At 39.8% G+C, this 585-nt stretch carries 1 protein-coding gene; it reads right to left on the reverse strand.

Features of this window, described 5'->3' with window-relative positions:
- Positions 1-585 (reverse strand): reverse transcriptase domain-containing protein (locus tag J5G60_RS18655; protein ID WP_243139175.1); only part of this gene is annotated, 585 nt, incomplete at both ends.

Below are 585 nucleotides of genomic sequence, written 5' to 3' on the forward strand. Positions count from 1 at the left end.
CATGAAGCCACGCTTTTGTTGCTTCATACGCTTTGTTAGCATCCTTTCGATTAGAGCAAAATATCTTAAAATCGTCTGCATACCTTACCATGTGCATTTCTTTTAATCCTGATTTGCGGAATGCGTTATAGGCTCGTCCTCTATGGACAGCACCTGTTTTCGTAATATGGTCACGAATATTGTGTGCAGGCTGTTTTTCCCACTGGCTCGCTATCCACCAATCCAATTCATTCAGAACGATATTGGAAAGAAGTGGAGATAGGATTCCACCTTGCGGTGTTCCTTTCTGCGGATAAATTGTTTCTCCATTGGGTAAAACAATCGGAGCTTTCAGCATTTCTTTTATTACACATAGCAATTTCTTATCCTGTATTCCCATATTCCACATCTGCTTTATCAGCTTGCTGTGATTGACATTATCGAAGAATCCTTTAATATCAATGTCTACAACATAATGTAGGTGAGATTTTTGCATAAACGCATAGGCTTGTGCGATAGCGTGTTCTGCCGACCTGTTGGGTCTGAAACCATTGCTTCTATCACTAAATTTAGCTTCACAGATAGGTTCAAGAATCTGTAGAATAC

Origin of the sequence: Clostridium sp. HV4-5-A1G, from assembly GCF_900184915.1 — a bacterium.
Taxonomy (GTDB): domain Bacteria; phylum Bacillota; class Clostridia; order Clostridiales; family Clostridiaceae; genus Clostridium_B; species Clostridium_B aromativorans.